The sequence below is a fragment of the Fibrobacter sp. UWB3 genome, from assembly GCF_002210405.1.
Classification (GTDB): Bacteria; Fibrobacterota; Fibrobacteria; order Fibrobacterales; family Fibrobacteraceae; genus Fibrobacter.
In genome coordinates this window covers 165,483-192,297 of the sequence record NZ_MWQJ01000001.1, presented here as the reverse complement: position 1 = coordinate 192,297, position 26,815 = coordinate 165,483, and the positions used below count along the sequence as shown (strand labels likewise).

Sequence of the window (26,815 nt, the reverse complement as noted above, 5' to 3'; positions counted from 1 at the left end):
AGTTTATTTGTTGCTGGCCTGTTCATCTGTCTTGGCTTATAATGATAGTCTTGTTTATTCGTTTTATTCATTAAAGAATATGGTAGCTCCGAATGAATACCGTAAAAACGACTTTTCTGCAGTATTTGGAAATACTGTATTTGAACAAAATGGTTTGTTCATTTTTTACGAACGTTTAGGAATTCAACGTCTGTATGTTAGAAGTGATGAAAATCGTGAAAGGGAATGGAATGTTTATCAGTTGCCTGAAACACATATGCTACCGTGGCTTCATCCTGAAAAATACATGGAAAAAAGAAGTCAATTGCTAAAAGAAAATTTTTTTGTTGAAAAATGTAAGACGCAAATACCTTCAGATGAACTTCTGCTTGCTGATTTAGATTCTTTACATATTGATATGCATCTCTATGTTGTGCCAGGAAAATCGTATAACCGAAATTTAGATTATGTAATAATGGGCTTTTCACAAAAAAACGGGAAACGACGTTATTTTTATTATGTCAAATATAATGACTTTTGGGAAAAGAAAGAAAAACGTTTTGCAGTGTATGCGAATGTGTTCAAAATTATGGAAAATATAGACGAAAAGATTGTTTTCCCGGAGTGTCGATGAAAATATTTTGTTTTGTGCTCTTTGTTTTTTTAATGGCTTCGTGCAGTTTGTTGCCAATTAATACTTACAAAGGCGATTTGTATGAACGAAAATTTTTTGTTGAAAAATTGAAAACAGATTATTTTGAAGAATGGGGTTTAATCCGTACAACAGGATATGGCGTTAATGTGAAATGGAATAAAAAAGTTGTTCCCAATGATTCTTCTGTTAAATTTGTATGTCGAGATGTTTCTGGCATTAAAGGTTTCTTTGCTGGAAGATTGATTCATGATGAAAAAAAAGAAAAAATAATAGTGGAGTGTTTCAGTCAGCCGGAGAAACCTATAAATTCTTATTCTTTTAATGATTTGTTGATAAAAAGAATGTTGAACCAGCATCGTCTCGTATGGACTCTTAAGGATTCGGTTTTCAAGATTCTTTATGGTGGTGATAGTATTCAAATTCTTTCTGGAGAGTATTACAACCATAGATTAGTTTGCTCTGAAAAAGACCCCCAAGAATGTATGTTTGATTCTGATTTTGAAAAAAAGAAAGATGAAATATATTTTGATGGTCCTTTCTACGAAATTTCTTTACCCACAAAAGGTCGTGTTCGTTCTTTGAAAATTCTGAAAGATTTTAAGAATTCTTCCGCTTACGAGCACCTAAAACTCGACCCATCTATTCTCCCGCTCGAAAGCCCTGGCTATAAGAAACTCCGCGAACAGGAAAATGCGTTAATCAAGTAAAAACTTGCGAGATAAAATAAGCGAATAAAATGAGAGCGCACAGCAATTTTTCGATGTTGATGAATATTGTATATTCATTTAGAAAATATTTACTGTCTACTTCCTACTAATCTCTAAACACAACCTTTCTTTCGGTCTTGCCAGACGCTTTGATTGAACAGCTGACCTTCGGAGAGTCCGTACTTTTCTTCGACGCCTGCTTTTGAAATGGCGGTATCAATGTCGAGCTTGCCGCGGATGGCTTGCGTATAAATGTCGATCTTGCGGCGGACGGATTCGGGCTCTTCATCCAAGAGTTCCAAACGGTAGCTGCTCACGTTTTGTGCGATGAGCCTTGGCAAAAGCTTGAGGGCGGATTGCGGCTTGCCGACAAAGAGCGTGTTGCGGCATTCGGCATCGGATTGCAAGAAGTGGCGTTCGCCCTTGTGGTCGAGAATTTCGACTTTGTGCTGTGTGCAAATCTTTTTGCATTCGGGGAAGCGGCGGCCGGTCGTGAGGGCGCGTGCAAAGGCGCAGTATTCCGAGTGGAATGCGGGCATGTACTGGTGCAGAGCGAGTTCGAGCTTGCTTCCGTCAATGTTCTTGAGCAAGTCAAAAAGCTGGGTGCTGTTGAGGTCCCACGACGGGTGCAATTTTTCAAGTCCTTGTGCCAAAAGCCAATCGTAGCTTGCGCTGTTAGTGGCATTTAAGCTGTAGTCGCCGACCATCGGGATTCCGGAATCCTTGAGGAGCGCGAGCGAACCGAGGTTACGCACCAGAGCAAATTCCGGCATGAGCGTAAGAATTTGTTTGATGTAATGGTTTTCGCTTGGCTTGTGGATGCGGAGCGTGGCGATGCCTGCTTCAAAGCCGAGTTTGTGGATGTGTTCGAGCGGTTCGTCGTATTTCACGCCCCAGTCAAAATCCATGACGACTTTGTCGATGTCGAGGCCTTGCAATGCGTCAATTTGTTCGGGACGGCGGACGAGAACGGTTATCGTGCGACGATTCTTGGAAGTGCTCGTAGTGCTGCCGGGAGTGCCCGCGACCATGCTTGTACTGCGTGCGACGCTGTGTAGGAATGCGCGACCATTGTCTGCAGATGGTGCAAGTTCTTTCCACTGCAAGCGTTTTTCGTCAAATGCTTGTACGGCTTCTTGACGGAGTGTGCGCAAAACTTTGCCGGGGAGGAATGCGTTTGCTGGCAACTTAATTTCGAGTTTGTCGAGAACGTAAGCGGTCGCGCTCAATCCTGAAAGTTCTTTCTTGGCGATGGCTTGGAGTGCATCGGGAGCGACTTCGTTGCGGGAGGCATCGAGGATGGCGCCTTCGATGGTGACCGCGCGAGTCTCGTTTGCGGCGGATGCTGCGTTTTCGCAAATCGTGAGCTTGAGCGGTTCGCCAATTTTCCCTTCGAGCGTTATGCAAACAGGAATGTGCTTGGCGAAACTCTTGTCTGTAAAAGTCTTGTGGAGTTCTTTTTCGAGAGCAGGGGAGTCATTGCGGTACACCTTCATGCCGTAGCTGACTTTGTGCAAGTTGAATTCTCGACCGAATTCCAGACGAACTTGTGCACTTGTCACCCCGGCCTTTGTGCCGGGGTCGGTATTTGCGCTTTTTCCTCGTCGTCCAACTTGTTGAAATGTAGCTTTGTACAGTCGACTTCCCGTTTGGCGCGGCTCCGGCTCTGCCCTATATTCCTCAAATAAAATCCCGTCGCCAGGCAATAAAGTACATGAAACAGGCTTGTCTTCAAGTTCTACAATCACGCCGTTGCGGTCTACTTGAACAACGGTTCCGATAAATTCACCGTGATGGTTCGAGAACGATCCATCGACGAGTTCCTGGTGGTTCACTCCATCGAGCCAGCCTGTATTGAGTCCGCGAGAGAACAGGACTTCCAGCGGTTCCAAGTCCTGTGCGGTAAGCTCGGCGGCATTTCCATTCGCACACTCGGCATTTGCTTTATAACCTTTCTCGCTCAGAATTTCCAATGCCTTGCGATACGCGTGCGAAACGGCGGCCACATATTCCGGGCTTTTCAAACGCCCTTCGACCTTGAGCGATTCCACGCCGATTTCCTTGAGCTCTTCAAGCTTCGGGAGCGCACACAGGTCTCGCGTGCTGAACAAGTAGCGAGCCTTCGGGTCCTTCCATTCCTTGCCATCGACGAAAATGCGGTAGGGAAGGCGGCAGCTTTGGGCGCACTGCCCGCGGTTTGCCGAGCGCCCGCCAAAGTTTTCGCTGGTAAGGCACTGGCCCGAGTACGAAACGCAAAGCGCCCCGTGAATGAAAACTTCCAGTTCCAAGTCGGTGAGGCTCTTGATTTGTGCAATCTGCTTAGCCGAAAGTTCGCGTGCCAAAACTGCTCTTGAAAATCCGATGTCCTTGACCAAGTTCACGGCTTCGGAACTCGCGAGCGTCATCTGCGTGCTCGCGTGGATTTCCTGTTCTGGGCTGATGGCCTTGATGAGCCTTGCAAGCCCGATGTCCTGGATGATGAATGCGTCCGGCTTTAACGCAATCAAGCGTTCCAAAAATTCTGGCAATTCCTGAATTTCGCGCTCGAAGATGAGAATGTTCATCGCAAGGTACGTCTTTACACCGCGAAGCCTTGCGTAGCGTATCATTTCTTCGACATCTTCAAATGAAAAATCTTCGGTTCTACCGCGTGCGTTCCAATGGGGCACACCATAGTAAACCGCGTCCGCCCCGTTGTTGATAGCGGATTCCAGCATGTCGCGCGTACCGACAGGCAAAAGAAGTTCAGGATTGTTCATACCCGCAAAAATAGAATTAATTACCTACGAGAAGGAGATTCCCGGTCAAGCCGGGAATGACAATTAAGGCGAGAGACGCGACAGACTGCTTGCAGACTGTCATGTCTGAGCCGTCTGTCATGCGCGAAGCGCAATGACAATGTGATTATACTTCGTCTAAATTGTAGCCGAATTGCACAATGGCGCCGGTATTGGCTTCACGGAAAATGCGCAAGTGGGCAAGCCCTTCGAGGATGGCGTTGTCGAGCGTGTCCTGATTTTGTGCCGCATCGTTCCCAAGTTCAATAGTAGGTATGTCCTGTGAACCCTTGTAACCCTCGTGGATGACTTTCACGTAAGCGTATTCAGGATCCATCTCAAGGATGGCTTCGTGGATATGCTTGTCGTTATAGCCCGGATCGCTCTCGAATGATTGCTCGGAACGGTTACGGATCGTAAGAGAACCGCAATAGCCATCCTGTTTAAATTTCAACCATTTTTGTCCGACTGTCATAATTCCCTCAAAAAATAATCTAATTTTGCGTTATGTTCAAGAAATCCCTTATTTTGTCGTCTTTAGTTTGCATTTCAATGTTTGGATTCTCGGGCTGCTCCAACCAGGAGGCTGAGTACAAAATTGCAACTCTTACCGAAGAAAATGCCCGTCTGGCACGTCAAGTCCTTGTTCTCAAGGCTACTTTGGATTCATTGAACGCCCACAACAAGGCTGTGGATCACTCGCTCAAGTCCCTGGACATGAAATAAGAGAAACTTTGGGCGCATGTGCTCAAAAAAACATACAATTTTCTCTCATTTTCTTACAATAAACCGATTTTCTGCACGAAAAATTTGTTAAATTTGCGCTCGTGACTGGCCCCGGTTTGTCGCCACGGCGAAAACCATTTTTGCTTCCCACGTGAAGCCCCCGCGACCGTCAAGTCTCCAAGGAGGCGCTAGTAAGATGGTCTTTAATTAACCCACACATTCCAGTCACCCCGCTTGCAGGTTATTTTCCAGCCTGCTCGTGTGGTTCAACCCTTACTTTATGAGGTGCCCACATGGAAATAATCGCTCTCGCACTTTCACTCCTCGCAGTGATTCTGTGCATTGTTATCCTTGTTAAGGTTAATAAGCTTCTCACGATGCTTCGTACCCCGATTTTCAAGAAGCTCACCCCGGACATGAACTTGAAGCCGTCCGCCCGTCGCCCGATCAGCGCACAGGAAATGGCTCAGCGTGGTGGCAACAATAAGGAAAATCGCCAGAACAAGGAACGTCCGAACAACAATAATAAGGACAACCGCAATCAGCAGCAGGCTCAGGCTCATGCCCCTGCAACGCGTGATCGCAATGAACAACAACAGCGTCCGGAACGTGGCCCGCGCCGCGAACGCCGCCCGGAACGCCCGCATCGTGAAGCTAACGCTGAAGCTCCTGTTGCTGCTGAACAGGCCGCTCCGGTTGCACCGGCTGCTGAAGCTCCGGTCGCCGAAGCTCGTCGCCCGCTTGCTCCGCGCATTCCGGTTGAAACTCCGGCCGCTCCGGCTGTCGAAGCTGCCCCGGTCGCTCCGGTTGCTGAAGCCCCGGCTGAAGCTGCTGCAGAAACCGCTTTTGATCCGTCCAAGGTCCGCTATGGCCGTCGCAACGTGATCAAGAAGGCTCCGGAACTCTCCGAAGAAGCTTAATTCTCACGAGAATTTGCAAAAAATCCCAGTCCAACCGGACTGGGATTTTTTTTGTATGCTAAACGTTTTCGTAGTGACCTTTGCAAGAAAGAATGTCGATAAATTCACCATTAATTCTGTAGATTAGCCGATTGCCATCGTCAATTCGTCGACTCCAAAATCCGCTGAGGTTTCCTTTCAATGCTTCAGGCTTGCCTAAGCCTTCGAAATGGTTTCGCTCGATGTCTTTTACAAGTTGGTTAACTCTTTTGAGCGTTTTTTTATCTTGGGCTTGCCAATAGAGGTAGTCGTCCCAAGCTTTATCGGACCAAATTTTCTTCATTAGTCGTCAACCTCAATGAGTTCATGTTCAACACCCTTCCCGGCGTTAAGCTGCTCGATGCCTTTCTTAAGAGCTTCGATGTCGTTTGCTTTGGCGTTGTAACGGGCAGAAGGTTCACGGACTTCAAAGGGAATGCGATGCTCATTGATGACGTTCTTGATGAACATGTAGATGGCTGCAGAGGTGGACAGCCCTACGTTATTGCAGAACTCGTCAAAACGTTCTTTGTCTTTGCTGTCGATTCGTGCGGAAACTGTTGCCTGTGCCATAAAATGCTCCTTTTTTATATTACTCAATTTACAAAAATGTAGTGCAAAGTGCAATAGATTGAATTTGATGCTCTGCAAAATAATGCAAATTGCGTGATTTTGCAGAGCTTTCTGCGGCAAAAAATCCCGCCTCGTTGGGCGGGACCTTTGCTTTTTAAACCTTTTCAGCACTTACTTCGAGAGCTTTTCAGTAAGTCCCATAAGCATGTTCAAGCCTACTGCGTCCATGGCTGTGCTTGCGCCGCCCTTGGAGTCGCCGGTCATCATGATTTCCGGAACGAGCGGATGTGCGGACTTGGCGAGTGCTTCAGCAACACCGACCTTGGTCTTGTAATCCCATTCGGCGCGTTCTTGCGGAGTCAAACCGGCGCTGACGAGAGCTCTGTTGGCGGCAGCTTCAGCTTCCTTTTCAGCCTTGATTTTCTTAGCGACTTCGAGAGCTCTCAGAGCTTCGAGGCGGGCGACTTCTTGTTCTTTTTGCGCCTGGAGAACGGCCACGTCGCGTTCCTTTTCGGCCTGCGTCACAGCCTTGATTTTTTCCACTTCCTGGTCGGCCTTGGCCTGGGCGATGCGAGCCTTACCTTCGGCTTCGGCGGTGATGGCGGCCTGCTTTGCGGTTTCAGCGGCGGTGGCGTTAGAGACGCGCTTCATTTCGCGGTCCTTCACGATGTCGAGCTGCTGTTGAGCTTTCTGATCGAGGCGGACGTTCTGGATTTCGAACTGCACCACTCTGATGCCGTAAAGACGGAGTGCCGAGGGCTTTGTCAAGATGCGGTTGCCGTTCTTGTCGAGTTTCAGCTTTGTGACCTTGTATTCTTGCGTTTCGGCTTTCTTGATGATTTTGCCTTCGGAATCGTATTCGTCTTCGCCGGCCTTTTCGGTAAGCACTTCGATTGTGGTGAGGTATTCGCCTTCGGTGAGCTGGTCTTCGGCGATTCTTCTGAATTCAGCAATCTTTGTCACCTTGGCTTCTTCAGCGGTAAAGAGCGGAGCGGTCTTTCTAACGGCGGAGAGCACGGAGTTACGGACAAGGTCATGCTTGAGCTTCTTGTCGGAGCGCTGTTCGCGGTGGATTTTTACGAGGTCTTCGCAGTCCGTGGGGAGTTGGTATTTGAGGTAGCCGCTGATTTCGGCGTTTGCATTTCGGGACAAGGTAACGGAAATATCGTCCTCGTCGTCGTCGCCGCCTTCCCAGCCTTCGCCCTTTACCTTATCGGTAGAGGAGTTGAAGTAGAAGTCCTTGGTTCTGTCGTAAGAGTAGATGCTTGCAAATCCCTTGAAGTAAAAACCGGCGTGGTCGATGCAGGAGAGGGTACCAAACGGAGACTGCTTCACAAGAAGCTGCGTTGCACTATTGTAACCGATATTGCACTTGAGCAAAATAAGAGCGATAACAACGATGACCGCGACAATGATTGCTTTTGTGTAATTCTTTTTGGGAAGCTGTATTTTGGGTTGCACTTTGGGCTGTAATTTGGATTCTGTTTCCATTGTTTTTTCCTTCTTTAGTTTATGCAATAAATATAGTTATTGCATAAGGCTTGTCAGGGAGAACGCCGTCGTTCTTTCGGTGCTGCTCTTGACAATGTCCGCAATCGTCTGGCGGGCTTCCTCGCCTTCGGGGGCGGGGTAGAGGGGGAACACGTGTCCCAGTTCTTCTCCGACGTGGAGCGTGACGGATACGCCTGCAGCCTTCATTTTTTCACCGCAATTGACGATGTCGGGGTAGAATACTTCCCAGGTGCCGACGAAAATGTCGGTGGGCGGGAGCCCTTGCATGTTGCCGTAGATTGGCGAAACCATCGGGTCGTGCGCATCCATGCCGTTAGCCCAAGATAGACCAAATTGATGTAGTTCGTCGATATGAAGCCAGTTGTCGTATTCTGCAATGGTTTCGTCGCCACCCGTGATGTCGACCCAGGGTGAAATTAAGATGAGGTGCATGGGCGAGGGGAGCGATTGCTCTAGGATTTCTTCGGCGAGCGCAAGCGAGAATCCGCCACCGGCACTGTCACCCATGATGATGATTTTGCTGGCGGGGAAGCGTTTCAAGAGTTCGCTGTAGAGCTTTAATACGAGTGTATGGGCTTCGAGCGCCGTATGTTCCGGCAAAAGGGGGTAGTCCGGCATCACCAAGCCGCAACCAGTTGCTTTGGAGAGATCGGCTAGCATTTTCCAATGGAAAAGTTGAAAGCCTTGCCTGTAGCCACCGCCGTGGAGGTAGAGAATGACGGGCTTGGTTTCGTCTGCGGCCGCCATCTCAAGAACTTGCATGCCCTCGATTTGGTATTCTTTTAAGGGGCGCTTGAACTTGACTTGTTTTGGAATTAGCGGATTGCTTTCGCCAAAGTCATAGACGTCCACTAATGAGACGAAAGCTACGAGCGCGAGCAGTAAACAGGGCAAGAATATCTTTGCAAATTTCATACGAGGGGGCAATTACACCAGAGTTCTCGACAATATACTTTTTCCGTCGTGTAAACTCAAGTAAAAAAAAGAAGACCCCGCAACAGTGTGCGGGGCGACAATTCTAATAACTATTGACTAATGACTAGAATTCAATCAAGCCCTTGGCTTCGTCAGCGAGGATGACCTTCGTTGCCATGTTGATGAACAGGCCGTGTCCGACGATACCCACGATGTGTTCCAGATCACGGGCGAGCTTGTCCGGGTCTGCGATGGGGGCGAACTTCGCGTCGGCGATGAGGTTACCGCTGTCGCTAATCACCGGACCGTCCTTGCCAGGAGCGCCCATGCGAACCTTGACTTCGCCACCGAGCTTTTTCACGCGTTCGGTCACGACCGCGATAGCGCCCGGGATGATTTCAAGAGGGACGGCGAACTTGGTGCCGAGCTGCTGCACGGCCTTGCCGGAGTCTGCGATAATCACGTAGTTATCCGTCATAGAGGCGACAATCTTTTCGAGGAGGTGTGCGGCCCCGCGTCCCTTGATGAGGTTGCGGTTCGGGTCAATTTCGTCTGCACCGTCAATCACCATGTCGAGGTGGCTCACTTCACCCATTTCCTTGAGCGGGATGCCGAGGCTACGGCATTGGAGTGTGGTGCTCCAGCTGGTCGAAACGCCCGTCACATGGATGCCTTCGGTCTTGATGCGTTCGGCAAGGCGGTTCACCATGTGAGCTGCCGTGCTGCCTGTGCCGAGACCGACAATCATTCCATCCTTGATCATGTCTGCGGCACGAACGCCTGCAGTCTTCTTGAGTTCATCCATCGATGCCATTAGCGCCATCTCCTTTCGTTTGAGTCAAAATTGTCGTCGCCCATGCGATTGTCGTAACTGTCGTAGTTATCGTATCCATCGTTAAATTCGTCTTCATCCGGGAATCCGGATTCCTGTTCGGTGAAGCTTGCCTCGACGATGTCTACAACTTCGACGTTAAAAATCAAATCCTTGCCTGCAAACGGGTGGTTCCCGTCCACAATCACGGTGTCTTCGAGAATTTCCTTGATGGTGTAAATGCCGTCGCACTGGTCGTCATCGCCATCCAAGTTCAAGTCGTTTACAAATTCCTCGGCGGTGTCCGGCAACTGGAATTCACGCATGTCGTTATCCTGGTACATTTCAAGTTCCATGCCGAGCCAGAGCTCTCCGACGTCGCGGAGTTCTTCTTTCGGGACCGTGAGGATAAGGTCCTTGCGGTATTCGCCATAACCGAGATTTGCCGGAATGCTCACCGTAAACTTTTCGCCCAGACGACGCCCCGTCAATGCGTCTTCGAGTCCGGGAATGATATTGTTGTATCCGTGGATGTACACGAACGGTTGGGAGGCGGGAACTTCTTCAAGAATTCGCTTGCCTTCTCTGAGGGTGTAGGCTATGCTCACCTTCATCTTGTCTTGAATGACTACCATACATGCCCAAATGTAGTAAAATTGGTCAATTTCACCACTTATATTAAATTGTTTTTCTAAATTACGGACATGCTTTACGGTATTTGTTCAGATATCCATTCCAATGCCACCGCTTTCGAGGCTGTGCTCCAGTCCATGCGCGAAAATGGCGTGGAACGGAGAGTATGCCTTGGTGATATTGTGGGATATGGCGTCGATACCGATGAGTGCGTCAATTTGGTTAAAGAGAACATGGATGTGTGCCTGATCGGAAACCACGACAGCGTGGCGGTCCGGTACGAATCCAGCGCCGGGTTCAACCCGTACGCGAAGCAGGCGATTGAATGGACCCAGAAGAACCTTTCCAAGGAGTCCGTGACGTATATCCGCTCGCTCCCGTACATCCAGGAAGAAAACGATATCTGCTTTGTGCATGCGTCGCCCTTGTCTCCGGCAGATTGGGTCTATGTGACCGATCTCGAGGATGCGCTGAACGCTTTTGACCATTTTTCGGAGCGCTACTGCTTTGTGGGGCATACGCATAGCCCGGTCATCATTGCTAGCCGCCCTTTGGCGATCCCGAAGATTCTGGACGAGTACGAGTACGTGATTGCGAATACCGAACGTTTGCTGGTGAACGTCGGCAGTGTGGGGCAGCCCCGCGACCGCGACCCGAGAGCCTGCTGGTGTCTGCTCGATACCGAGACCAAGTGCGTGCGGCTCATTCGAGTGGAATACGACATTCGTGAGACGCAGAACCGCATGAAAAAGCAGGGGATGCCCTCGTTTTTGATTGACCGACTATCGGTGGGGCGTTAGATGAAGTGGGTGTTGGCGGTGTTTGGTAAGGCTGGTTCCCCGTTCATTGCGGACGAGGTGGAAAAGTATGTGAAGCGTTTGCGCGGTTCCGCGATGCCACTGGAAGTGGTGGAGCTCAAGGAATCGAAAATTGACGACCACGCCCAGGCGCTTGCTCAGGAAGCCGCTCTTTTCGAGAAAAAATTCCCGCGTAACGAGTTCCGCCGAGTGATCCTCTCCGAAGAGGGCAAGCTCATGACGACGGTTAAGCTCGCCGATACGTTACAGGCCCGCTTTACGGGAAATATTGTGTTTTTGATTGGCTCCGCGTACGGCATCGACGAGAACTTGAAAAAGTCCGCCGACTTGCTCTTGAGCCTTTCTCCATTGACTTTTACCCACGACCACGCCAGGATTATTACGGTAGAACAGCTCTACCGCGTCCAGATGGTCATGCAAAACCACCCATATCATCACCGATGAGACGAGAGACGAAAGATGTTAATTTCTGCAATTGTAGCGGTTTCTGAAAACAATGTCATCGGGCGTGACGGTCACTTGCCGTGGCACCTGTCTGCCGATCTCAAGCGCTTCAAGGCGATTACCTCGGGGCATGCCATCATCCTCGGTCGCAAGAATTATGACGATATCGGACGCCCGCTCCCGAACCGCACGAACTACGTGCTCACCCGCAACAGGGATTTCCAGGCCCCGGGCTGCATTGTCTGCTCTTCGCTCGGTGAGGCTATTGAGGCCGCTCGCGCTGCAGGCGAGACGGAATGCTTTATTATTGGTGGTGCTGCCGTGTATCGTGAGGCGATGCCGCTGGTCGAAAAGCTCTATTTGACGAGAGTTTTGTCGCACGTGGAAGGCGATGTTTTCTTCCCGGAGTGGAACGATAAGTTCCAGAAAGAAAGCGAAGAATCTTTCCCGGCAGACGAAAAAAACGACTTCCCGACAACCTTTGAAATTTGGGTACGAAAAAAATAAGGTTCTATTGCCCTTAGAATTACTTATTATATACTAGAGATGTTGTTGAGGAATGGAAAGAAAATACTTAGACTTCTCATTGCAGTGGTTGCCGCTGTAATTGTTGTTCTATTTGTCGTCAGTTTTAACGGCATGTGCCGTCATGGTTCGTGCAACAATGTCATCGCCCTTAACGATGGCTGGTCCATTTCTTTTGGCGGCATTCATCTTCCGCCGATGGAACATGTCTCCGATTTCCGAGTTCCCTCAAATATTCAGCCCGGCGATACGATTATCTACGAGCGCGACATGCGGAATGATTCAATTCCCTTGCCGACAACGCTCCGTTTCCATGCGTATCACGTTGCTGTAGCTGTCTATGTTGACAGTGTTTGCTATTACCGTTATGGTTTTGAACGCTTTAAAGAGGGTAAACTGGTCGGTAGCGGCATCCACCTTGTGAATATGCCGGAATTTCTTGACGACCATGTCATTCGCGTGGTGACGATTGTGACCGAAAAAGCGGCCGCAAAATCTGTGGCGCAGATTGAACTTTTGCGTTCAAATAGCATGACAGACTATTTTTCGCAAAATTCTGATTCCATTACCATTGGCATATTCCTGATGTTCTTTGGGGCCATTGCCTTTATTACGGGCTGCTGTGCCGTCGGCTTTGACAGGGCTTATTACCGCCTTGTTCTGATTGGCTTGTTTGCTGGTTTGATGGGACTTTGGACGCTGAATTACGCGAAGGGTATCCAGATTGTTTCCACGAACTATGCGCTGGATACGACGTTGGAATACGTTTCGCTTTACCTTGCAGCAATCCCGTTTGGCCTTTTGATTATCAATATGCGTGCGGGCAAGATTTCGACCTGGAAGTTGAACGTGCTGAAAGTCATTGTCGGCTTTGGTGTGCTGTTCTTCTTGGTGACGACGATTTTGCATGTGACCGATATTGCGCATTACCCGACATTCTTGCTCGTTTACCATTGCTATATCTTTGTATCGTTCCTGTTCATGGTCATTTTCAAGGTGCTTTACGATCGTGGTGCCGGAATGCAAGAAAAGATTCTTGCGTCGGGAACGGTGGTGTTTGTGCTGTTTGGCATTGCCGATTTGTTCCGCTACAATGTGCAGAATTTGTTCGGCTTGGAAAAATCCTTCTTGGATGCGACTTGCCTTCCTGTGGGGACGCTCCTGTTCATCTTGTTCTTGATGGTGGGCTATCTCGTCTACATGTACGAGGAACTCATGGACAAGACTGAGAAAGAAGTGCTCCGCCAGATTGCCTATCGTGATGCCTTGACGGGCATTTACAACCGCGCCAAGTGCGAACGCATTTTTGAAGTGCTCAACCGCGATGATAGTGACTACGCGATTGTGAGTATCGACGTGAATGGACTTAAGTACGTAAACGACCACTTTGGGCATTCCATGGGCGATAAGCTTTTGTGCGCCTTTGCCGATGTGTTCAAGAATGCGTTTAATGGCATCGGGACGACTATTCGCATGGGTGGTGACGAGTTTGTGGCGATTGTTCGTGCCGAACACCTTTCTGATTTGAGCACGGCGTTAAAGACGATGGTGCTTCTGGAAAAAGAGGCCAAGTTGCCGATTGCTCTGAACGTTGCTTATGGCTACTCCGTACGCCGTCGCGGTGATGCCGTGACAGCAATGGATGTTTACCGCATGGCGGATGCAAACATGTACGCCATGAAGCTCGCTTCTAAGCAACAGCGAATGGCGTAATTTCACAAAAAAATTCATTCTCCGCAATTTTTTGATTAGATTTTGAATGATGATTGAGTTCAATATCTTTTATAAGCTTGCGGCTGCGCTGGGTATCGGTTTTATTATCGGTATGCAGCGTGAAAACTCGTATTCCCGCAATAATTCTAGGCACCCCGCTGGGTTGTGCTCGTTTTCAATTGTAAGCCTTTGTGGCGCCTTGTCTTGCTACCTGGGCGACCTGATGGGCTCCATTGTTCCCTTTGTCGTTGGCCTTGTGATCGTTGGGCTTTTGCTTGTGGCAAGCCATATTGCGTACGGCCTTTCGAACCAGAATAATGGCGGGCCTGCGGGCGTCACGACTAGTGCGGCACTTATCATGATTTATTTCTTGGGGGCGCTTTGCTGGTTCAACCGGCTCTTGGAAGCGTGTATCCTCATGATTGTGCTTTTGTGGCTGTTGGCGGTCAAGCGGCAGCTTCACGATTTTGCGAAAAAGATCTCGACCGAAGACATTATCGCGACAGTCAAGTTCGCGGTGATTTCTCTCATGATTTTGCCGTTCCTCCCAAACCATGCTTATGGCCCGGCGGGGCTTGAAGTCTTGAATCCGCATACGATTTGGCTTTTTGTCGTGTTCATTTGCGGCATCGGCTTTGTGGGCTATGTGCTCATCAAGCTTGTCGGTCCGGGTAAAGGCATTTGGCTCACGGGACTTTTGGGCGGGCTTGCGAGCAGTACCGCACTCACGCTGAACTTGGCGGGCCGTAGCGTTGATAACGAACAGTATGCGGCGGACTTTACGCTAGGCATTGTGCTTAGCTGGTCGGTGATGTATGCGCGACTCTATCTCATTTGCGTATTCCTGATGCCGTCACTTGCGCTCCCGTTGTTGGCGCCTTTGCTTGTGCCTGTGGTGCCGGGGCTTGGCTATGCGGCGTACCTGAAACTCCGTGAATCTAAGGATCATCGCCAGAAGACAACTGATTTTAACAACCCGTTCAAGCTGTTGCCTGCAATTAAGTTTGGCTTGGTCTTTACGGTGGTCATGTTCATCGCGAATGCGGCTCACGCTTATTTTGGCTCAGGTGCGTTGATGATTTGTAGCTTCTTGGGCGGTGCGGCTGAAATGGATGCCGTGGCGTTTTCGCTCATCGACATGTGCCGAAAGGCTACTCTTGAACACCACAACTTGATCTTGGCGCTCCTTTTTGCGAGCCTTGCCAATACGCTTACCAAGGGCTGCATGGTGTATTTCCTTGGGGCGAAGTCCATGCGCCGCCCGATTCTCCCGGCGGTGGGGCTTATCTGCGGCGTGTCCGTAGTGATGATTGGAATTTATTCGGTGGTATAAAATGTCTGAAAAAATGAAATTTGCATTGACTATCGCTGGCTTCGATGGCTCTGCGGGCGCTGGAATTTTAGCGGATGTTAAGGCGATGGCGCATTTTGGCGTGTTCTGTGAATCTGTATGTACCGCACTCACGCAACAGAACGAAGATGAATTTGTGGCGCCTGGATGGGTTATCTGGGAACGCATCGAAGCGCAACTTGAAACGTTGTTTGCCAAGCGCCAGTTCAAATTCGTGAAAATCGGGCTTGTCGAAAAAGCGAAGGTCCTACAGCGAATTGTTGAATTTGTCCGTGAAAAGTCTCCGGATGCTTACATTGTCTGGGATCCGATTGCAAGTGCTTCGGCGGGTTTCCATTTTATGCGCTCGGCAGAACGCGATGAATTTATGCCGGTGATGAAGAAGATTGATTTGGTCACGCCGAATCTGGACGAGTTCGGATTCCTGGGATTTGAACAGGCCGCTTCTCGCGGAAAGTTTGAATTCGGGAAGGATTTCGCCTTGCTTTTGAAGGGCGGGCATTCGACGGATGACGAAGCCGTTGATACCTTGTGGGACAAGGACGGTAAACAGTACAAGTTCACGAGTCCGCGAATCCCGGGGAATGGCAAACATGGTACTGGCTGCCATCTGTCATCGGCTATTTTAGCGAACTTGGCGCTTGGACATACGCTCCCTGGAGCTTGCCAAATGGCAAAGAATTACCTCACCGAGCTATTGCAAAGTGGCGAGGGGCGATTAGCTAAAGACTTTTAACAAGGTTAAATCTCGATTTTTTCGCTTCGTCATCCCGAACGAAGTGAGGGATCCAGTAACATTAATCCAGTAACATTAAAAAAAAGCACCCCGAAGGGTGCTTCTTTTAATGTCTGTAGATTGGAGCGACTGTTTAATCGTCGTCTTCAGCCGGCTTCTTGGACATCTGCTTACGCTTGATCGGATCGAGTTCGGTCTTGCGGATGCGGAGCACTTCCGGAGTGACTTCGATGCATTCGTCTTCGTTGATGAAGGTGACGCATTCTTCCAAAGTCATACGGCGGTACGGCGTGAGCTGGATCATGTCGTCAGCGGACTTCGAACGCATGTTGGTGAGGTGCTTGCCCTTCGTGACGTTCACGGTGATATCGACGTCGCGGTTGTGTTCACCCACGATCATGCCCGGATAAACTTCGGCACCCGGACCGATGATGAGGTAGCCACGATCTTCCAAGTTAGAGAGAGCATAGCTTGCAGCTTCGCCCGGTTCCTTGGCGATGAGTACACCGTTGATACGAGACGGAATTTCTCCCTTGTACGGCTGGTATTCCTTGAAGAAGGACTGCGTCACAGCGTAACCCTTGGAAAGGGAGAGGAGCTTCGGACGGATACCGATAAGGCCACGGGAGGGAACGATAAATTCGAGAGAAACGCGGTCGTTTTCGTCGGTGGTCATGTTGACCATTTCGCCCTTGCGCTGCTGGATTTCCTGGATGCAGGCGCCGCTGAATTCGTTCGGAACTTCGACCTTGAAGTCTTCGACCGGTTCCAAAAGCTTGCCGCTTTCGTCTTTCTGGAAAATGACCTGCGGAGAACCGATGGTGAATTCATAAAGTTCACGGCGCATGTTTTCGACGAGAATCGTGAGGTGCAAAATGCCACGGCCAGAAACCTTGAATGTAGATGCGCCTTCTGCCTTTTCGACGAGGAGGGCCGGGTCTGCCATGTGGGCGCGTTCCAAGCGTTCTTGGAGCTGGTTACCCGTCATGAACTTTCCACCGTATTTGCCGGCGAGCGGCGAAGTGTTCACGGTGAAGAGCATGGAGATTGTCGGCGGGTCAATGTGAATACGCGGCAAGTGAACTGGATTGTTCGTAGAAGAAAGCGTATCACCGATATCGAAGTAGTCAAGACCTGCGATGAGGATGATTTCGCCCGGACCAGCTTCTTCGATCGGCTTCGGGGTGAGGCCTTCGTAGCGGAGGATCTTTTGCGGACGGACGTTCTTGACGGTTCCGTCGGGGAATGCCTGAGCGTAGGTCTGGTTCGGCTTGAACACGCCCTGCTGCACGCGGCCCACAGCCAAACGGCCGAGGAAGCTGGAGTATTCGAGGGAGGCAATCTGGAGGAGCGGTTCGCCGTTCGGATCGCCCTTCGGAGCCGGGATGCGTTCGATGATCTTGTCCATCAAGATGCTGAAGTCGCCATCCGGGTCTTCAAGTTCGGCGCGGCAAATGCCCTTACGGCCACTGCCAAAAACTCTGTCGAAATCGAGCTGTTCTTCGGTTGCATCGAGTTCGCAGAACAAGTCAAAGACCTTGTCCAAGGCGAGGAGCGGGTTACAACCGTCACGGTCGATCTTGTTCACGACGATGATCGGGGTAAGGCCGAGTTCCAAAGCCTTCTTCGTCACGAAGCGGGTCTGGGCCATGGGGCCTTCGAATGCGTCAACGACCAGAAGAACGCCATCGACTGTACCCAAAACGCGTTCCACCTGGCCACCGAAGTCAGCGTGCCCCGGGGTATCGACGATGTTCACGCGGTATCCCTTGTACATCACGCTCGTGTTCTTGGAGAGGATGGTAATGCCGCGTTCGCGTTCAAGGTTGTCGGAGTCCATCACGCGGTCCACGATTTCTTCACCTTCATGGAAGGTTCCGCACTGTTTGAGGAGCTGGTTCACCAGGGTAGTTTTACCGTGGTCAACGTGGGCGATGATGGCAACGTTTCTGATTTTTGATTGATCCATATTTTACCGTTTGGCTTTAATTTTCGGCGCAAAGATAGAAAAATGAGTGGAAAAATGCAATATTTAGCGTTCGTATTCTATATTTAGGGGCGTGAATTACTTGGCTTTGGATTACGGAGAGCATCGTGTCGGGGTCGCTTTTGGCGATTCCGAACTCAAAATGGCGTTTTCGCGCGAGACGATTGACCAGAAGACGACGAACCTGTTCGAGCGCCTGGATCAGCTCGTGCGCCTCAACAAGATTGACGAATTTGTCGTCGGGATGCCTTACCACCCAGATGGCCGCAAGGATGGCAAAAACGTGGTGGTGGAGGCTTTTATCAAGGACTTGGCGCTCCGCTTCCCAGGGATGAAAATCCACACGCAGGACGAATCGTACTCCAGCGTGCAGGCGCAGGAGTTTACCTCGTACATGAGCAAAAAGAAAAAGCAGAAAAACAAGGCCATTATCGACCGCACTGCTGCCGCTATCATACTCCAGCGCTGGTTCGACGAAAACCCATAACCACTTCGCTTTTTCGTCATTCTGAGCGTAGCGAAGAATCCAGTTAAGTTTCTTTTTACTATATTTACAGCATGGCTAAAGAAATCGATAATTTTGATGATGAAGAAATGGACGAAGCTAACGGTGCGATGCTCGATGCATTGAACGCCGAAGAAAACTTTGTCCCGCAAGTCCGTGACTACAGCGACCGCCGCATCCTTATTTGGGAAGAAGACGATGTCCGCCGTGAAGCCTGCCTCGAAGTCCTTTCGGACTTGCTCGTGGGCGCTTACTTCAAGGCCGTAAGGACCGAAGAAGAAGCTCTGCAGCAGCTCGAAGAAGACGACTGGGATACGTTCGTCGTGGACTTCTACACCGAAGGTGTTTCCGTCAGCGATTTCATCAAGCGCGTGAACAACTATCCGGGGTCCATCCTCGTGGCTATCAACATGGGTCCCTTGACGCTCCCTGAAGAACGTGAACCGGCCAAGGCCGAAAACTTGCGCCGCCTGTTCGATATCGAGCGCGCCAGCTCCCAGATCCACGCGTAAGCATTGTCTCCTGACGCTTCACTCTCGTCATCCTGAGCGAAGCGAAGGACCCAGTAAAATCTTGTTTATGCTGTCATGCCGCACTTAGTTGTCTTTGACCACTTAGAGCTTTAGCTCTTATGTGGTCATGATCCGCGAATGGGGACGGCATCGTCATCTTGTAAAAGGTCGCCCCAAACGGGACGACCTTGTTTGTCATGCCGGATTTATTCCGGCATCGGCGTTTTTAATTCCCGCAGGCGGAAATCACGCCCGGCGTAGGCGTGTCCGTGCACCAGGAATCAGGCTCGGCTCGCTTATCCCAAAAACCGATATTCAGTTGCAGGCTTTTCGGGGCCGTAGGGGAGGTGGTGCCAACAGGCAACGGCGATACGTGTATGGAATCGGCTTTGCCATAGTACAGCGAATCGATTACGGATCCATTGCACTGCAGCACAAGCGAACCCGCGTTTTTGACGAATGCAGGCATGTTTTCGACGGACTTGTAGATGCCCGCCGTATTTGCTTTGTCGCGGTTGCCTACAACGAGAATTTCGTTTGGCGGCAAAGAAACGGTTTCGAATTCGGCAGAACCGCTCACGTTTGATGTTTTGCCGATTGTGCATTTGTCCAAAATGAGCGTGTCTGTACTGCCGTTGTACAGTTCAACGAAGCTGTATTGCGTTGTGTCCTTTGTACTTGTCCATATGAAAAACTCGCTTATCACAATGTCGTCTACGGCTGGAGCGCGTTTCATTGCGGGGAGCGTGAGCGACACTTGCAGATTTACGTCTTTCGCAAGGTCGATGGCGAGCGCAATCTTGCTGCGGAGCGATTCAATCTGAAAGCTTGGTACAGGCGTGTTTTCGTCAAGCATAAAGTCGTCTTCCAAACTGAAAATGGCCTTTCCGTTTTTGTCTTCCATCGAAATTGTAATGTGGTATTCGCGGTCGAGCTTGAGCTCGTCACTTGTAAAGGTGACATAGTCTGATTCAAACTCCATGGGGAAGGTGAACGATTCTCCTTTGCTTGTGAGTTTCATTTCGCCTTTCTTGATTCCGGCGGGGTTTCCAAATCCAATGGGAACTTTGACGTAGACAAAGCCGATAAGCGCATGCATCGGAATTTTCAGATTCACGGCAGAGCCCGCTTCTAGCGAGGTCGTGACTTCTCCTTGTTGCATCAGAGTGCCGTTTGCGTAGAGCTTGGCGTTGAAAATCCAATCTTCGCCAGGGAAAAGGTCTAGATTGAACGAATTGTTTTCTGCAGAATGCACAAGGTGGATTGTGTCCGTTCCATAGCAGTCCAGAACAATGCTGTCAAGCAGGGGTGTTTCTGCGTAATCGAGCTGGAATGCTACATTGGCTGTTTCGCCAAGCAAGATGGCGTGGTCTGAATCGCTTGCGTGAGAATCTTCGGAGCAGTTCCACAAGGCAAGAGCGGTGAGTGTTGTAGCCGCACAACGGCAGACGTGTTTTTTGAAAGTAGGACTCATATAACCTCCTGTTTTTAGGGTGGGTCCCACTTATTTAACACGCAAGTAAACGCCAAATTTTTCGCTAGAAATTTGTAAATTTTTCTAAATACAGGCGTGACTCGTCATCCCGCTTTTGCTGTCATGCCCGTCTCCGAACGGGCATCTCCCTCTCGCCTTTTCTTTACAAATGCAATTTGCTTTTCCCGTTCTCGACGCGATTTCCTTGCAACTTCGCCGCGCAGGCTTTGTCTTGCCGTAAAATCTTCACGAGCGCGCTCGGGCTAAGCCCGAATGCGGCGGCCGCCGCTTTCGTATCCCCGTTCTTGGTCGCCATGATATCAAAGACATGGGCCACAAATAGCGGAAACTGCGGATTGCTCGGCTGGATGTGTCCGTTGCTACCCGGAAATTTCATCTCGACGGCGGGAGGTTCTTCGCGTACATTCAATGCAAGCGCCATTTGCATGCGGTGGAGGGCATGAATTTTGTTCTCTTTTGCGCTTCTGCTTTCGGAAGACTTAATTTCTAAATTATATTGTTGTAACGAAAGATGAACGCCGGTATTGGTCTTGTTCCTATGCTGGCCACCGGGCCCGCTGCCCTGATAACCTTTCAGGGAGCAGGCGCGTAACAGTTCATCAAGATTCATTTTCAGGTAGGTATCGCGATGCATGTTCTGAAAAATAAAATAGTTCTAGCGCTTTTGGTGGGCGTATTTGCAATTGTGGCTGGTTGTGCCGGTTCTTCTCAGGGCTCTGCGGGTGAACCTGCCGAGACGGCTGCTGTCCGCGACGCAAAGGTCAAGGCCCAGGAATCCCAAAAGCTTGTCATGCTCGAAGAGATGTATGAACTCTTCAAGTCTTCGGTAAGGAATCGCGCCCCGTCCGATATCTTGCTCGATTTCTTGACGGATCCTTCGGAAGATTGGCTTAATGAACTTGAAAGCCACGCCAAGACCTACGATGCCGCCGCCATGGATACCTGCCAGTTCTACGAAGCTTATGCCATCGTGCTTTACAGGCTCTATGAACGTGAACACTTGTGGACCGTGCCGGATTACCGCATGCTTTACTTGCTGCTTTACGATAGCGGCTTTTTGGACTTGGCCGATCATGTGAAAATGGGCCCGTTCGAGGTCAAGAACGACCGTGGCAGTGTTGGCCTTGCCTCTAGCCCGAAAGTCCCCATTATGCTGTTTACCTGGGATGATACCAAGTGGAAACTGGACCTTATTGAAACGCTCCCGCTCATTACGAAGGGGGTCGAAGCGACGGCCGCAAAGAAAAACTGGACCGGTGCTAAACTTGCGCTCTATTGGCTTGACAAGAAGTACCACTTGCAGTATTCGCGCTTGGACGACTCTCTCTTGGAACCGATTGGTTTCTAGTCATTTAAAGGATCCCAAATCAGGGTATAGAATTTATGCGTAAGTTTCTTGCTGTTTGTGCGCTTTTATCTGTTTTTTCGACTTCTGTATTGGCGGCCCCAGCTTCTTCGAAAGCAAAGCCGGCGGGCTCGACTAAAATCTATGGAGCTGTCGAAGCGAAGGAAGGCTTTTTAGGCGGTCGCCTCTTTGACGTGCTCGATTCTGTCGGTGGCACGGGAACGTGGATGGAATGGGACGTAAATGGCGTCCGTGACCCGTCTGTTGCAAAAATTCTAGACCCGCTTTTGAATTCCTCGAACAAGCCCAAGATGATCTGGGCGATTACCGAACGTGAAAAGCCTTTGCTCTCGGTGCTTTTGCCTAAGGGCTCCGGTGAGGTGATTGTCTTTTACGAACTTGGGGCGCTTGACGCGAAGCCTGTCCAGCTCAAGCTCAACAAGGTCCTTACACCCGACGTCGTGTTTCGAGATTACAAACAAATTTCAGAAAAGGAATTTGTGCATCTGGACCGCTCGAACTTGAAAATTACTGTTACAGATAAGCGAATTCATTTTACGTATGATAACCCCGATAAGACGCCGCTCCGTTACGATCCTGATTTTGCGACGAAAACGCTCGTCGATAAACATGCCGAAGTGAATGATTACCTCGGGTTCCTAAAATACGAATATTCCATGATGCTCCGTGCATTTGTCCAGTCGACTCGTGGCATATTCAATTGGCAGCCATGGCACTGGTACATGGAAAAATGGAACTCCAAGTACATGATTTCTCCCAAGGATATCGAAATGATTCTTGCCAAGGGTGTGCGTCCCGACTACATTACGGTCTTCAAGGCGAAAGCCGCAGGGGGCGAAATGATCGAAATGCGTACAACTGGCAACGGATTCCTCGAAATGGTCATTACAAGACCCTAATATTCAGCCAGTCATTCCCGCCACCGAGCGGGAATCTCCGTTTATCGTTCTGCCTGTCATGCCCGCCGCTGAGCGGGCATCTCTATTTCTGTTTTTTACTATTTTAGAATTCGTGAAATCTATCATCAAAAAATTTCAGATTCTTCTTGTTGCCTGTGCAACTGTTTCTAGCTTGGCTTCTTCTGTCATAGAAGATTCCAGGAAACATTTTATTTTGGACGACGAGGTCTTGGATTCTTCCAGGGAGTCTTGTGAAGATGGCTCGGGAAAGCGTTTTCATCCCGAACGTGTCGTTTACATGGATTCTGTTCCGTTCCGCCATTATCGCGTGGCTTTGCCGTCGAGCGAAAAGCCTTCGGTTTCTGTGACGAACAGTAAGCTTGTTCCACTTGGTTCTTCGCCTTGCAAGTCGACTCCTGCAAAGGTCCAGTCGGTATCTGTTTCGACTCCGTATATCAAAGATGGCGTGTGGGTGACCGATGTCCTTGTCCCGCTTTACTTAAAACAGGGCGGTTCTGTTGCGCTTCGCAAGGAATTCCGCCTGAATGTCGATTTTGCAACGGCTTCGGCTAGTGGCCGTAATCCTGGCGCACGTGCATTGATGCATGTGGTGAACAAGCAGGCTGCCTCCCAATTTGGTCTGGCTTCGTCCCGTTCCGTATTGCGCCGTGAAGCAAGTTCCGAAGTTGACAAAGTTGTCCAGTTGGTCGAACTGGTTGTGGGCGACAAGAATATTGCGACATTTAGCGAAGATGGCGTGTACGCCATTGGGTTCAATGCCATCCGTAGTGCGCTCAGCAAGATTAACCGTCAGGAGCTTGTGTATGGCATTCCTATAGAAAAGCTTTGCATTTTTGCGGCTTCTCCAGATACACTCCCTGACATGGGCCCTGGTGCAAAACTCCGCAACCCGAACCAGCTTTTTGAACTGCCTATCAAAGTTGTGGACCAGAACTCCAATGGTATTTTTGACGATGCCAGCTCCAGTCGTGGAGACTCCATCTATTTTGTGGGGTATGGCAACGCTTTCTGGAAACGTATCGATGCCGAACCGTATGATGCTCCTAGAACGAGCATGAGCTATTTCCATTCGTATTCGCCCTATTCCTACTATCAGCACTTTATTCTTGGGTATAAGGAATCTGGGACTGGCCTTCGCTTGGAAACTCTGGAACCGCCGAAGTCGACTCCGAAGACGATTGACTGGTATAGATATTTGCGTGCCGAAAAGGACGTGTACTTGCGCGACACCTATTATGGTATGGTGCAGGACTGGGAACATACGACTGGTAAGGAATGGTTCTGGGAATGGCACGCCCGAAACGAAGAAACTGTTGTGCCGGCAAGTAAGCTTGGCGCTCAGCAGCCAACCGTAGACTTGCCTGGTCTTATCGAAGGCAAGGCTGGCTACGCTGCCGTTTCGTTCTTCCCTTACAGGTCTATCAGTGGCGTGGAATCCAGTATTTCTGAATACCAGAGCTCGGGCGTTTTTTCTACGGAATCCTATAAGAATAGGATGAAGCATATTCATTTCAAGTTTGACGTTAATGGCGAAACGCATTCGAAGACCGATGGTCAAGAAGATATCTGGTATGATGGGACTCTTCTGCCGGGCGGCAACTTTGCGATGACGTTTGAGTCGTTCCAGAAGACGGGAAACCAATATGAACTGACTATCCTTCCCAATAATTATCAGTATGACCGCTTTGACGGGTATTCTGTCGCTTATCCCTGGGATCCGTCGTCTGTTTCAGTAGATTCTGCGGAATGGCTGTTGCCGGGTTTTGTTTCGGGCGTCATCCGCATTCCTGTGGGCGAGGATGAAAACTTGAACTTGATGAAGTTCAAGAACATGGAGCCTGTCGGTCTTTTGAAAATTGCAAATGGGGTAGCTCTTGATAGCATTGGCTATAACGATGATGTGCGTTATATGCTCTATCGCAGTAGCGACCGTCGCAAGGCTATTAGTATCAACGCCATTCCGGAGCCTTCTAAAAATGTGGTGCAGAATCTTGCCAATATATCGCAGAAGACGGAATACCTGATTATCACGCCCGAAGAATTTTTGGCACCCGCAGAGTCTTTGGCTGTATTCCGTTCGAGTGACAAGTCGGCAAGTCAATTTGTAACGGCGGTTGTCGCTGCTGAAAATATCTATAGGCATTACACAGGTGGCGCCGCGTCTCCGATTGCCATCAGAAACTATATCGCCTATGCTCGTAGCGTTTGCCCGGACTTGCGTTTTGTCTTGCTTGCGGGGTCGGGCCATTATGACTATCGCGGCATCGATGGACATGGCAAGAACTATATGCCGCCGTTTGAAAAGGAATCATCGGTAACCGAAGACTTCTTTGCCGTGCTCGATTCTGGAGAGGTTGTTCGTGGCGCTGTTGCGTACGATGTTGATTTGGCAGTGGGTCGCTTGCCTGTTTCGAGCGAAAGCGAATTTGCCAATTATGTCGATAAGGCCAAACGATACGATCAGATTGGTGTGTTTGACCATGGCGAATGGAAGTCTACGTTACTGATGGCGGCAGATGATGCCCGCAATGGTACTGTCGCTGACGATGCAAAGCATACTGAAGACCAGGAAGAACTTGCCTCCTTGATTGATTCCGTTTCGAACAAGCTTGGCTTTAGAATGAACTTGAAAAAGGTCTATCTGCTGGATTACGAGTATGATGCTGCAGGGCAGAAACAGGAAGCCACAAATGATTTCTTGAATATCATGAGTCAGGGCGCCTTGATGACCATGTACTTTGGTCATGGTTCTAAGGTGGCGTGGGCTTCGGAAGGCTTGCTGAAACCGGCATACTTGTCAAAGCTGACAAATGAAAAGGCTTTCACGATTTTGAATTCCTTCTCGTGTACGGTCGGACGTTTCGATGAAGGCGATACGAAATCCATGTCTGAAGCGTTTGTTCTGGACCCGGATGTCGGAGCTATTGCAGCAATTGGTGCCTCTCGTGAAACGTTTGAAAGTTCGAACAAGATTTTTGCTAGAAATTTTGTAAGCCGCGCTGTTCTTGAAAACGGTATTTATCTCGGTGAAGCCTACATGCTTGCCAAGGACAATGTGGTTAAGCAGAGTAAAAATATGACCGGCGATGTGTATAACTCGGAACACTATGTATTTGTCGGTGAACCTGTGATTCGCATGCCTTATGCTACGTTGAAAATTTCATTGGATAATCCGGTGGATTCCATTCAGGCTCTGGATAAAATGAAGTTGTCTGGAAAGGTGTCTGGAATTTCGTCGGGAAGTATCGCCTTGACCTTGAGGGAAGGCCGTATTCAAAAGCGCCTTGCAATGCAGAATCGCCTTAACGATACCATCAACGTCAAGTACGATGGACCGCTAATTTATTCGGAAGTTCTTCCTGTGAAGAATGGACGTTTCGAGACGGAATTTGTGACGCCGAAAAAACTGAATATCGGGGATTCTCTTGCTGAATTGCGTGCATGGGCATATTCTTCAAATGACATTGCCGTTGGTCGCTATCTCGATACGAATATTGTGATTTCGGGTGTCTCGAAATATGCCGATTCCTTGAATGACAAGACTCCACCTGTGATTACGATCCAATCGTGCAATGCGGGTGCTTCGTCATCCTTTGCCGATGGCCAGCTTGTCAAGCTTTGGACTCCAGCTTGCCTGCAAGTGATTGTCGAAGACGAAACCGCTCTGGATTATCGCGAACAGGCCGATGAAGGCATTACATTTGAAATGGTGGGGCTTGAAAATCCGTACCATCCTGCTCCGTTCCTGGAACAGGCATCTAAGCGTGCCGTTGCTCGCAAGTCGATGACGACCGAAAACTATCCTCCGGGAAATTACGTGTTCCGCGTCCGCGCTTTGGACGTCCTTGGAAATGTCGCTGTAAAGACTATCAATATCGAGATTACGGAATCGATGCAGACCGGACTTTCGGACGTGTTCAACATCCCGAATCCGATGGGCAAGAAGGGCACGACATTCTACTTCAAGGATCTCGCTGCCGGATCGGGCTCAGTAGTGACGATATTCATTTATAACCAGCATGGCCGTCTTGTCAAGGTTATCAAAGATGCCAAATCGGGCTTGACCCATTGGGATGGCAAGGATAATTACGGGCGCCTGCTCGCTAATGGATTGTACCACTATGTTGTTCGAAGCAAAGCTAAGGTCAGCGTTTCGGACTCTAAGACAAAAACTCAAACTTGGACTAAAAAACAAAAACTGTTGATTTCGAGGTAAA

At 49.5% G+C, this 26,815-nt stretch carries 26 protein-coding genes; 15 read left to right on the top strand and 11 right to left on the bottom strand.

The features are described from left to right. Positions 1 to 79: 79 nt before the first annotated feature. Positions 80 to 613, top strand: a complete 534-nt coding sequence (locus B7991_RS00850) for a hypothetical protein (protein ID WP_217898019.1) — start codon at positions 80 to 82, stop codon at positions 611 to 613. Next, a complete protein-coding gene (locus B7991_RS00845; protein ID WP_088629167.1) occupies positions 610 to 1,341 on the top strand; it encodes a hypothetical protein in 732 nt (243 codons plus the stop codon). The genes B7991_RS00850 and B7991_RS00845 overlap by 4 nt, the downstream gene beginning before the upstream one ends. A gap of 113 nt (positions 1,342 to 1,454) precedes the next feature. On the opposite strand, the gene B7991_RS00840 is transcribed toward B7991_RS00845, so the two are convergent. Together B7991_RS00840 and B7991_RS00835 are read right to left on the bottom strand one after the other, a co-directional pair. Continuing rightward, positions 1,455 to 4,100 carry a U32 family peptidase gene (locus B7991_RS00840; protein ID WP_088629166.1) on the bottom strand — a complete coding sequence of 882 codons (2,646 nt, stop codon included), beginning with the start codon at positions 4,098 to 4,100 and terminating at the stop codon, positions 1,455 to 1,457. Positions 4,101 to 4,245: 145 nt separating this feature from the next. Beyond that, positions 4,246 to 4,593 (bottom strand): hypothetical protein, encoded by a 348-nt coding sequence (locus tag B7991_RS00835; RefSeq protein WP_088629165.1) that lies wholly within the window; start codon positions 4,591 to 4,593, stop codon positions 4,246 to 4,248. Between the two features lie 32 nt (positions 4,594 to 4,625). On the opposite strand from B7991_RS00835, the gene B7991_RS00830 reads away from it, so the two are divergent. Then, entirely contained in the window at positions 4,626 to 4,844 is a 219-nt protein-coding gene (locus B7991_RS00830; protein WP_012819879.1) for a hypothetical protein, read from the top strand. 293 nt (positions 4,845 to 5,137) lie between these two features. After that, positions 5,138 to 5,764, top strand: coding sequence for a hypothetical protein (locus B7991_RS00825; RefSeq protein WP_088629164.1), 627 nt, complete (start codon positions 5,138 to 5,140; stop codon positions 5,762 to 5,764). A 58-nt stretch (positions 5,765 to 5,822) separates the two neighbouring features. Here the strand turns inward: B7991_RS00825 and B7991_RS00820 are convergent, their stop codons facing one another. The 6 genes from B7991_RS00820 to B7991_RS00795 all read right to left on the bottom strand — a co-directional run bounded on the left by B7991_RS00820 (position 5,823) and on the right by B7991_RS00795 (position 10,228). After that, positions 5,823 to 6,086 carry a Txe/YoeB family addiction module toxin gene (locus B7991_RS00820; RefSeq protein ID WP_088629163.1) on the bottom strand — a complete coding sequence of 88 codons (264 nt, stop codon included), beginning with the start codon at positions 6,084 to 6,086 and terminating at the stop codon, positions 5,823 to 5,825. Further along, positions 6,086 to 6,355, bottom strand: a complete 270-nt coding sequence (locus tag B7991_RS00815) for a type II toxin-antitoxin system RelB/DinJ family antitoxin (RefSeq protein ID WP_088629162.1) — start codon at positions 6,353 to 6,355, stop codon at positions 6,086 to 6,088. The genes B7991_RS00820 and B7991_RS00815 overlap by 1 nt, the downstream gene beginning before the upstream one ends. Before the next feature lie 171 nt (positions 6,356 to 6,526). Beyond that, positions 6,527 to 7,846 carry an SPFH domain-containing protein gene (locus B7991_RS00810; RefSeq protein ID WP_073424490.1) on the bottom strand — a complete coding sequence of 440 codons (1,320 nt, stop codon included), beginning with the start codon at positions 7,844 to 7,846 and terminating at the stop codon, positions 6,527 to 6,529. 36 nt (positions 7,847 to 7,882) lie between these two features. Further along, positions 7,883 to 8,782: an alpha/beta hydrolase fold domain-containing protein gene (locus B7991_RS00805; protein WP_088629161.1), complete on the bottom strand. Its 900-nt coding sequence runs from the start codon at positions 8,780 to 8,782 to the stop codon at positions 7,883 to 7,885. Positions 8,783 to 8,906: 124 nt separating this feature from the next. Next, a complete protein-coding gene (gene rpiA, locus B7991_RS00800; protein ID WP_254917788.1) occupies positions 8,907 to 9,596 on the bottom strand; it encodes a ribose-5-phosphate isomerase RpiA in 690 nt (229 codons plus the stop codon). Beyond that, on the bottom strand, positions 9,596 to 10,228 hold the full coding sequence (locus tag B7991_RS00795) for a peptidylprolyl isomerase (protein ID WP_012819868.1): 633 nt from the start codon (positions 10,226 to 10,228) through the stop codon (positions 9,596 to 9,598). The genes rpiA and B7991_RS00795 overlap by 1 nt, the downstream gene beginning before the upstream one ends. Positions 10,229 to 10,297: 69 nt before the next feature. On the opposite strand from B7991_RS00795, the gene B7991_RS00790 reads away from it, so the two are divergent. The 6 genes from B7991_RS00790 to B7991_RS00765 are packed head-to-tail and all read left to right on the top strand — an operon-like array spanning position 10,298 to position 15,813. Next, positions 10,298 to 11,026: a metallophosphoesterase gene (locus tag B7991_RS00790; RefSeq protein ID WP_012819867.1), complete on the top strand. Its 729-nt coding sequence runs from the start codon at positions 10,298 to 10,300 to the stop codon at positions 11,024 to 11,026. Beyond that, entirely contained in the window at positions 11,027 to 11,488 is a 462-nt protein-coding gene (locus B7991_RS00785; RefSeq protein ID WP_012819866.1) for a 23S rRNA (pseudouridine(1915)-N(3))-methyltransferase RlmH, read from the top strand. A 15-nt stretch (positions 11,489 to 11,503) separates the two neighbouring features. Further along, positions 11,504 to 11,995 carry a dihydrofolate reductase gene (locus B7991_RS00780; protein WP_088629159.1) on the top strand — a complete coding sequence of 164 codons (492 nt, stop codon included), beginning with the start codon at positions 11,504 to 11,506 and terminating at the stop codon, positions 11,993 to 11,995. A 39-nt stretch (positions 11,996 to 12,034) separates the two neighbouring features. After that, positions 12,035 to 13,726: a GGDEF domain-containing protein gene (locus B7991_RS00775; protein WP_088629158.1), complete on the top strand. Its 1,692-nt coding sequence runs from the start codon at positions 12,035 to 12,037 to the stop codon at positions 13,724 to 13,726. A gap of 46 nt (positions 13,727 to 13,772) precedes the next feature. Next, the gene (locus B7991_RS00770) at positions 13,773 to 15,059 is read left to right on the top strand and encodes an MgtC/SapB family protein (protein WP_088629157.1); all 1,287 of its coding nucleotides are present in this window, start codon (positions 13,773 to 13,775) and stop codon (positions 15,057 to 15,059) included. A gap of 1 nt (position 15,060) precedes the next feature. Next, the gene (locus tag B7991_RS00765; RefSeq protein WP_088629156.1) at positions 15,061 to 15,813 is read left to right on the top strand and encodes a hydroxymethylpyrimidine/phosphomethylpyrimidine kinase; all 753 of its coding nucleotides are present in this window, start codon (positions 15,061 to 15,063) and stop codon (positions 15,811 to 15,813) included. Positions 15,814 to 15,946: 133 nt separating this feature from the next. Here the strand turns inward: B7991_RS00765 and typA are convergent, their stop codons facing one another. Next, positions 15,947 to 17,782, bottom strand: coding sequence for a translational GTPase TypA (typA, locus tag B7991_RS00760; RefSeq protein ID WP_085490571.1), 1,836 nt, complete (start codon positions 17,780 to 17,782; stop codon positions 15,947 to 15,949). 91 nt (positions 17,783 to 17,873) lie between these two features. Between typA and ruvX the strand changes: the two genes are divergently transcribed. Together ruvX and B7991_RS00750 are read left to right on the top strand one after the other, a co-directional pair. Beyond that, a complete protein-coding gene (gene ruvX, locus B7991_RS00755) occupies positions 17,874 to 18,287 on the top strand; it encodes a Holliday junction resolvase RuvX (protein WP_074208275.1) in 414 nt (137 codons plus the stop codon). Between the two features lie 71 nt (positions 18,288 to 18,358). Next, a complete protein-coding gene (locus B7991_RS00750; protein ID WP_088629155.1) occupies positions 18,359 to 18,817 on the top strand; it encodes a hypothetical protein in 459 nt (152 codons plus the stop codon). A 226-nt stretch (positions 18,818 to 19,043) separates the two neighbouring features. Here B7991_RS00750 and B7991_RS00745 read toward each other — a convergent pair whose 3' ends face one another. Together B7991_RS00745 and B7991_RS00740 are read right to left on the bottom strand one after the other, a co-directional pair. Beyond that, positions 19,044 to 20,291: a lamin tail domain-containing protein gene (locus tag B7991_RS00745; protein ID WP_088629154.1), complete on the bottom strand. Its 1,248-nt coding sequence runs from the start codon at positions 20,289 to 20,291 to the stop codon at positions 19,044 to 19,046. Between the two features lie 163 nt (positions 20,292 to 20,454). Then, the gene (locus B7991_RS00740; RefSeq protein ID WP_073423952.1) at positions 20,455 to 20,946 is read right to left on the bottom strand and encodes a peptide chain release factor-like protein; all 492 of its coding nucleotides are present in this window, start codon (positions 20,944 to 20,946) and stop codon (positions 20,455 to 20,457) included. Here B7991_RS00740 and B7991_RS00735 point away from each other — a divergent pair. From B7991_RS00735 to B7991_RS00725, 3 genes are all read left to right on the top strand, one after another. Next, positions 20,941 to 21,660 carry a hypothetical protein gene (locus B7991_RS00735; RefSeq protein WP_088629153.1) on the top strand — a complete coding sequence of 240 codons (720 nt, stop codon included), beginning with the start codon at positions 20,941 to 20,943 and terminating at the stop codon, positions 21,658 to 21,660. The two genes, B7991_RS00740 and B7991_RS00735, sit on opposite strands and share 6 nt — an antisense overlap. A 35-nt stretch (positions 21,661 to 21,695) precedes the next feature. Beyond that, a complete protein-coding gene (locus B7991_RS00730; protein WP_088629152.1) occupies positions 21,696 to 22,577 on the top strand; it encodes a hypothetical protein in 882 nt (293 codons plus the stop codon). Between the two features lie 112 nt (positions 22,578 to 22,689). Continuing rightward, positions 22,690 to 26,814, top strand: a complete 4,125-nt coding sequence (locus tag B7991_RS00725) for a C25 family cysteine peptidase (RefSeq protein WP_088629151.1) — start codon at positions 22,690 to 22,692, stop codon at positions 26,812 to 26,814. Position 26,815 lies beyond the last annotated feature (1 nt).